Here is a 6,183-nt window from a genome sequence, read left to right as displayed (position 1 = left end):
ACCCAGCGATCCGGTCACCGCGTCCGGCCGGATGACCAGTCTGCGGCCAACCCGCTGCGCGTCCGGGTGGGCGATGACGGTCGCAACCGCGACGGCACGGTGCTCACCAACGTCGTCGACTACCTCGTCAAGGTCGGGGAACGTCGCTCGCGACACCGACTCGACGAAGATGTCGATGATGCCGCCGCAGGTCAGGCCGACCGCGAGGGCATCGCTGTCGCTGACCCCATAGCGGTGCAGCCGTGGAGTCCCGGTTTGCGCCACCTCGGTGGCCAGTTCATAAACAGCGCCCTCTACGCAGCCACCCGACACCGACCCACTTACTGAACCGTCGGGAGCTACCACCATCGAGGCCCCAGGCGGCCGCGGCGCCGAGTGGAATGTTCGCACTACCGTCCCGAGGCCTGCGGTGTCATCCGCACGCCAGATCGACATGAGCTGGGCAAGCACGTCACGCACATCTTCTAAATTAGGCCCCGAAGTAGGCTGTTTCCATGACTCCGGCTCAACTTCGGGCCTATTCGGCGGTGGTTCGTCTGGGTTCGGTACGAGCGGCCGCCGCGGAACTAGGCGTATCCGACGCCGGGGTCTCGATGCACGTGGCAGCGCTACGCAAGGAACTCGAAGACCCGTTGTTCACCAAGACTGGTGCCGGACTGGCGTTCACGCCGGGCGGACTCCGGCTGGCCAGCCGCGCGGTCGAGATCCTGGGTCTGCAACAGCAAACCGCGATCGAGGTTACCGAGGCCGCCCACGGGCGCCGCCTGCTGCGGATCGCCGCGTCCAGCGCCTTCGCCGAACACGCCGCGCCGGGCCTGATCGAGCTCTTCTCGTCGCGGGCCGACGACTTGTCTGTCGAGTTGAGCGTCCACCCGACGAGCCAATTCCGCGACCTGATTTGTTCGCGCGCCGTTGACATCGCGATCGGACCGGCAAGTGAAAGTTCGCTCGGTTCCGACGGCTCGATCTTCGTGCGTCCCTTTCTGAAATATCAGATCATCACCGTGGCGCCGCCGAATAGCCCACTGGCCGTTGGTATTCCGACGCCGGGGCTGTTGCGACAACAAGAGTGGATGCTCGGACCATCGGCAGGCAGCGTAGGCGGCGAGATCGCAACCATGTTGCGTAGCTTGGCAATTCCGGAGTCACAACAACGAATCTTTCAGAGCGAGGCCGCCGCGCTCGAGGAGGTTCAGCGGGTTGGCGGCGTTACGTTGACCATCGGTTTCGCGATCGCCAAAGACCTCTCCGCCGGGCGGTTGACCCACGTGATCGGCCCCGGGCTGGACAGGTCGGGCGAGTGGTGTGTAGCGACGCTGCCACCGTCAGCCCGCCAGCCCGCCGTGTCCGAACTGGTCCGCTTCATCATCACTCCGAGGTGCATCCAGGCGATGATCCGGGGAACCGGCGTCGGGGTGACCAGATTCCGCCCAAAGGTGCACGTCACGCTCTGGAGTTAGCGGCAGCGCCGTAATCGCACACTGAAGGAGCGCTTACGCGGCTAAAGCTCATCTATGTCCTGACCGCCCGCAAGATCGGCGCAGTCGACGATTTCTACGTCGCGCCTAGTGCTCAGGTACGCACCCGCGCCTAGATCCCCGGATATTAGGGCCAGCACCTCGGGCCAGTGCCGCCGCGCTATCACCACCGGATGTCCGGGCCGTCCGCCGAAATACGCTCGCGCAAGCCCACTTTCGCAGCTCAATGCGCGACCCAACACCCGCGACACCACTGCTGCGCCCACATCGGGAGTGTCGATGACATGCAGCACGGCATAGTCGGCGTGCATGCCGTCGGCCTGCATTAGACCCAGACGCACTGAAGCGCTGAGGCCCTCATGCCAGTACCGAGCGGTGATCGCGGTGACGCCGCGCGGTGGAGCGACCTCGGCGGCACCCAAGACCAAAACGACGTCGGTGCATCCCCCACCGCGCAGCGCAGCAACCGCGGTGTCCAGCCAACCATTAACTAGTACCTTCGGCTTGCCGTATCGGCGGCCGGCGCCCGCGGCCAAAAGGATCCCGACGTTGCGTGGCCGCGGATCTGTCGACTGCGGTAACCGCACTCTCCTATGATGACATCCGACTTCTCACGCGCGATCCCGGTTTCGCCGGGCTGATGGATAATAAAAATGTTGCTCGCGACCAGATTCGGATGGTGTCATGACTACGACGCTCGGTGTGCCGTTGGTGCCGCGCGTTGGCCCGGCAACACAAGCCCCGTCCACCGGTCCGCTGGTCGACAGCTACGGGCGATCCGCGACCGATCTCCGGGTGTCTTTGACCGACCGCTGCAATCTGCGATGCACGTACTGCATGCCCGCCGAGGGTCTGCCGTGGTCGGCCGCTGAGCAGCTGTTGCAACCCGACGAAATCATCAGGCTGGTGCGCATTGGCGTAACCCGGCTGGGCATCACCAAGGTGCGGTTCACCGGCGGAGAACCGTTGCTGGTCAAGCACCTTGACGAAATCATCGCCGCAACGGCCGAATTGCTGCCGCGGCCGGAGCTCGCGCTGACCACCAACGGAGTGATGTTGGCCAAGCGTGCGGCGGCGTTGGCCCGGGCCGGCTTGGACCGGGTGAATGTGTCCCTGGACAGTGTCGATCACCTGCGCTTCGCGGCGATCACCCGCCGCGACCGGTTGGCCGATGTGCTGGCCGGCCTGGCCGCCGCGCACGCGGCGGGTCTGCGGCCGGTCAAGGTGAATGCCGTACTCGACCCGCTGACCGGCCTCGACGATGCGGTGGCGCTGGTGCGCTTCTGCCTCGGCCACGACTACCAGCTGCGGATCATCGAGCAGATGCCGCTCGATGCCGGACACCAATGGCGGCGCGAGGCTGCGGTGACCGCAAACCAGGTGCTGGCGCAGCTAAGGCGTCACTACGTCCTGGAAGCCGATCCGGCGCCGCGGGGTCCGGCGCCGGCCGAGTTGTGGCGGGTTACTGATCCCGCGACCGGCCGCACCGGGAAGGTCGGGTTGATCGCCTCGGTGTCGCACCCGTTCTGCTCGACCTGTGACCGCACCCGGCTGACCGCCGACGGGCAGCTCCGGAGCTGCCTGTTCGCCATCGTGGAGACCGACCTGCGGGGGCTGCTGCGCGGCGGCGCCGACGACGACGCGGTCGAGGCGGCCTGGCGAGCGGCGATGTGGGGCAAACCAGCGGGCCACGGCATCAACGACCCAAACTTCGTCCAGCCGCCACGGCCGATGAGCGCAATTGGCGGCTGAGGTGACGGATGAAACGATCACCGTGCGGTATTTCGCGGCGGCGCGTGCTGCCGCAGGATCCGATTCCGAGCAATTGGCCATGCGTTCCGGCGCCACGGTCGGCGAGCTCGTCGACACGCTGGGCGGCCGCAGCCACGAACTCGCCCGCGTGCTTGGCCGGTGCTCGTTTCTCTGCGACGGTTTAGCGGTTCGCGACCAAACCCAGCCGCTGCAGACGGGCAACACGATCGACGTCCTGCCGCCGTTCGCCGGGGGATGAGCCCCCGCTTCTACGTCGAGCCCACCCACTCGTCGGTTCCGTCGGCGAAGACCTGGCGCTTCCACACCGGCAACCGCGCCTTGATGGCGTCCACCAGTTGCGCGCAGGTGGCAAATGCCGCTTGGCGATGGTCGGCGGCGACCGCGGCGACCAACGCCGCCTCGCCGATCTTCAGGACACCGATGCGGTGGCTCGCCGCAATGGCCCGCGTCCCGAGGGACTGCGCGGCGACCTCGGCCACCACTTCGGCGATGACGTCCGCGGCCGACGGGTGGGCGGAATACTCCAACTGCACCACCTGGCGCCCGTTGTCGTGGTCGCGAATCATCCCGACGAACCCGACGATCGCTCCTGCCGCCTGATGGCTCACCAGCTCCTGGTGTTCGGCGAGCAGGATCGGTTGATCTGTCAGCGCGGCACGCACTACCAGGGTCATCGTTGATTCAAGTACGGATTTCCCACGACCACCAACTATATTCTTCTGGGGATTCCAGGGAGGTTTCCGGTCTGACGCCATGCGGTCGGTCGAGGAGCATCAACGCGTTGTTGCCGGGCTGATTGCTGCCGGTCCCGCCGTCAGCACCGAACTGCCCTTCGCCGAGGGTCAGGTGTTGTCCGGCGATGTGATTTCGACGGTAGCGCTACCGGGTTTCGACAACTCCGCAATGGACGGTTACGCGGTGCGCGCCGATGAGGTGGCCTCGGCGACGGTCGATCATCCGGTGAAACTGCCTGTGGCCGAGGATATTCCGGCCGGTCGGATCGACACTCCCAGGCTCGAGCCCGGTACGGCGCATCGCATCATGACCGGCGCGCCGATCCCGGCCGGGGCGACGGCGGTAGTGCCAGTTGAGGCCACCGATGGGCGGACCGATGTCGTGAGGATTAACGCACCCAGCACCGAGGGAAACTACATCCGCCGCGCGGGCGGAGATGTCGCCACGGGCTCCACCGTGCTGCGGGCCGGGCAGGTGGTCACCGCTGCGGTAGTTGGCTTGGCCGCGGCGCTAGGACTGCATGAGCTGACGGTGATTCCGCGTCAGCGTGTGCTGGTGATTTCTACCGGATCAGAACTTGTATCGCCGGGCATGCCGCTGCGGCCGGGTGCGATTTACGAATCCAACTCGTTCATGCTTGCCGCCGCCGTCCGCGAGGCCTGCGCAGCGGTGGTCGCCACCGCGATCACCAGTGATGACGTCGCCGAATTAACCGCGGTGCTGGACCGTTATGCCGCCGAGTCGGATTTGATCATCACCAGCGGGGGCGTCAGCGCGGGCGCTTACGAGGTGGTCAAGGACGCATTCGGCCGAGCCGGTGATCAGGGGGTGGAGTTCGTCAAGGTGGCGATGCATCCGGGCATGCCCCAGGGCACCGGCCGGGTGGCGGGCACGCCGATCGTCACCTTGCCTGGTAACCCGGTCAGTGCGCTGGTGTCCTTCGAGGTTTTCATCCGTCCGGCGCTGCGCTCAGTCATGGGGCTGCCGGCTCCGGAACGGCCGCGGCGATCCGCCGTGCTGACCGAGACCTTGACCTCACCGACCGGCAAACGCCAGTTCCGCCGCGGGATATTCGACGCCGCCGCCGGCACCGTCGTGAGCCACGGGCCGCCGGCATCACACCATCTGGGGTGGCTGGCGTCGGCGAACTGCTTGCTGGACATCCCAGCGGACGTCACGGAGATTCCCGCTGGCTCTGAGGTGCGGATCTGGGATCTCAGCTAGCGCTCCTGGAAACGCTACGACGCGGAGCTGTCAGAATGGCCTGCGTGGGTGATCTAGGTCCGCTCTCGCACATCGACGATCAGGGCGCGGCTCGTATGGTCGACGTCACCGGGAAGGAAGCCTCCACGCGCACCGCGGTTGCCGCAGGGTCGCTGCGTACCTCCGCGCAGGTGGTGGCGCTGATCGCGGCGGGCGGACTGGCCAAGGGGGATGCCCTGGCCACTGCGCGGCTTGCGGGCATTCTGGCCGCTAAGCGAACCAGCGAGCTGATTCCGCTGTGTCATCAGTTGGCGCTGACTGGCGTCGACGTCGATTTCACCGTCGGTGAAGCGGACGTCGACATCACCGCGACAGTGCGTGGCACCGATCGCACCGGGGTGGAGATGGAGGCGCTGACCGCGGTAAGTGTGGCGGCCCTAACGCTTTACGACATGATCAAGGCGGTGGACCCGGCTGCACGCATCGATGATGTTCGGGTGTTGCGGAAGGACGGCGGCCGCCACGGATCGTGGGTGCGGTGATGGCAGGCCGGTCCGCGCGCGTCATCATCGCCTCAACCCGCGCGTCGGCCGGGCTCTACCAAGATCGCTGCGGGCCGGTAATCTCTGAATGGCTTGTGCAGCGCGGGTTCTCGTTGGAAGCACCGGTCCTGGTTGGTGACGGCGGGCCGGTGGGTCAGGCGCTACGTGACGCCATCGCCGACGATGTCGACGTGGTGATCACCTCCGGTGGCACTGGCATTTCTCCGAGCGACGACACCCCCGCCCAGACCGCCGCGGCGCTCGACTACGAGATTCCTGGGCTGGCCGACGCCATCCGGCGTTCGGGTCTACCAAAGGTGCCGACCTCGGTGCTTTCCCGCGGAGTATCCGGGGTGGCCGGGCGGACCTTGGTAGTCAACCTGCCGGGTTCGCCAGGCGGGGTGCGCGACGGTCTTCGGGTGCTCGCCGAGGTGCTGGACCATGCGCTGGAC

At 66.6% G+C, this 6,183-nt stretch carries 9 protein-coding genes; 6 read left to right on the top strand and 3 right to left on the bottom strand.

The window, feature by feature from the left end:
• Positions 1–459: XdhC family protein (locus WAN02_RS07180; protein WP_422263471.1), on the bottom strand; the 459-nt coding region annotated here is incomplete at its 3' end.
• A gap of 35 nt (positions 460–494) precedes the next feature.
• Between WAN02_RS07180 and WAN02_RS07175 the strand changes: the two genes are divergently transcribed.
• Complete coding sequence (locus tag WAN02_RS07175) at positions 495–1,460, top strand: LysR family transcriptional regulator (RefSeq protein WP_422263470.1); 966 nt, start codon at positions 495–497, stop codon at positions 1,458–1,460.
• Between the two features lie 41 nt (positions 1,461–1,501).
• On the opposite strand, the gene WAN02_RS07170 is transcribed toward WAN02_RS07175, so the two are convergent.
• On the bottom strand, positions 1,502–2,065 hold the full coding sequence (locus WAN02_RS07170; protein WP_422263469.1) for a nucleotidyltransferase family protein: 564 nt from the start codon (positions 2,063–2,065) through the stop codon (positions 1,502–1,504).
• A gap of 97 nt (positions 2,066–2,162) precedes the next feature.
• Between WAN02_RS07170 and moaA the strand changes: the two genes are divergently transcribed.
• Together moaA and WAN02_RS07160 are read left to right on the top strand one after the other, a co-directional pair.
• Entirely contained in the window at positions 2,163–3,230 is a 1,068-nt protein-coding gene (moaA, locus tag WAN02_RS07165) for a GTP 3',8-cyclase MoaA (protein ID WP_422263468.1), read from the top strand.
• 1 nt (position 3,231) lies between these two features.
• Positions 3,232–3,489: a MoaD/ThiS family protein gene (locus WAN02_RS07160; RefSeq protein ID WP_422263467.1), complete on the top strand. Its 258-nt coding sequence runs from the start codon at positions 3,232–3,234 to the stop codon at positions 3,487–3,489.
• Between the two features lie 10 nt (positions 3,490–3,499).
• On the opposite strand, the gene WAN02_RS07155 is transcribed toward WAN02_RS07160, so the two are convergent.
• Positions 3,500–3,925 (bottom strand): molybdenum cofactor biosynthesis protein MoaE, encoded by a 426-nt coding sequence (locus tag WAN02_RS07155; protein WP_422263466.1) that lies wholly within the window; start codon positions 3,923–3,925, stop codon positions 3,500–3,502.
• A gap of 79 nt (positions 3,926–4,004) precedes the next feature.
• Here WAN02_RS07155 and glp point away from each other — a divergent pair, with 79 nt between their 5' ends.
• The 3 genes from glp to WAN02_RS07140 form a co-directional block, all read left to right on the top strand.
• The gene (glp, locus tag WAN02_RS07150) at positions 4,005–5,210 is read left to right on the top strand and encodes a gephyrin-like molybdotransferase Glp (protein WP_422263465.1); all 1,206 of its coding nucleotides are present in this window, start codon (positions 4,005–4,007) and stop codon (positions 5,208–5,210) included.
• Positions 5,211–5,245: 35 nt separating this feature from the next.
• Positions 5,246–5,731 carry a cyclic pyranopterin monophosphate synthase MoaC gene (gene moaC / locus WAN02_RS07145; protein ID WP_422263464.1) on the top strand — a complete coding sequence of 162 codons (486 nt, stop codon included), beginning with the start codon at positions 5,246–5,248 and terminating at the stop codon, positions 5,729–5,731.
• A partial coding sequence (locus tag WAN02_RS07140; RefSeq protein ID WP_422263463.1) for a MogA/MoaB family molybdenum cofactor biosynthesis protein occupies positions 5,731–6,183 on the top strand: 453 nt, incomplete at its 3' end. The genes moaC and WAN02_RS07140, both read left to right, overlap by 1 nt.

The sequence above is a fragment of the Mycobacterium sp. genome (assembly GCF_049281135.1).
GTDB lineage: Bacteria > Actinomycetota > Actinomycetes > Mycobacteriales > Mycobacteriaceae > Mycobacterium.
Note: the sequence above shows the minus strand (reverse complement) of the source record. Positions and strands in the feature narration are given on the sequence as shown.

What these genes read in the sequence shown, in the direction of transcription:
- WAN02_RS07175 (WP_422263470.1), top strand. Translation starts at nt 495, where the DNA reads ATGACTCCGGCTCAACTTCGGGCCTATTCGGCGGTGGTTCGTCTGGGT.
- moaA (WP_422263468.1), top strand. Translation starts at nt 2,163, where the DNA reads ATGACTACGACGCTCGGTGTGCCGTTGGTGCCGCGCGTTGGCCCGGCA.
- WAN02_RS07155 (WP_422263466.1), bottom strand. Translation starts at nt 3,925, where the DNA reads ATGACCCTGGTAGTGCGTGCCGCGCTGACAGATCAACCGATCCTGCTC.
- glp (WP_422263465.1), top strand. Translation starts at nt 4,005, where the DNA reads ATGCGGTCGGTCGAGGAGCATCAACGCGTTGTTGCCGGGCTGATTGCT.
- moaC (WP_422263464.1), top strand. Translation starts at nt 5,246, where the DNA reads ATGGCCTGCGTGGGTGATCTAGGTCCGCTCTCGCACATCGACGATCAG.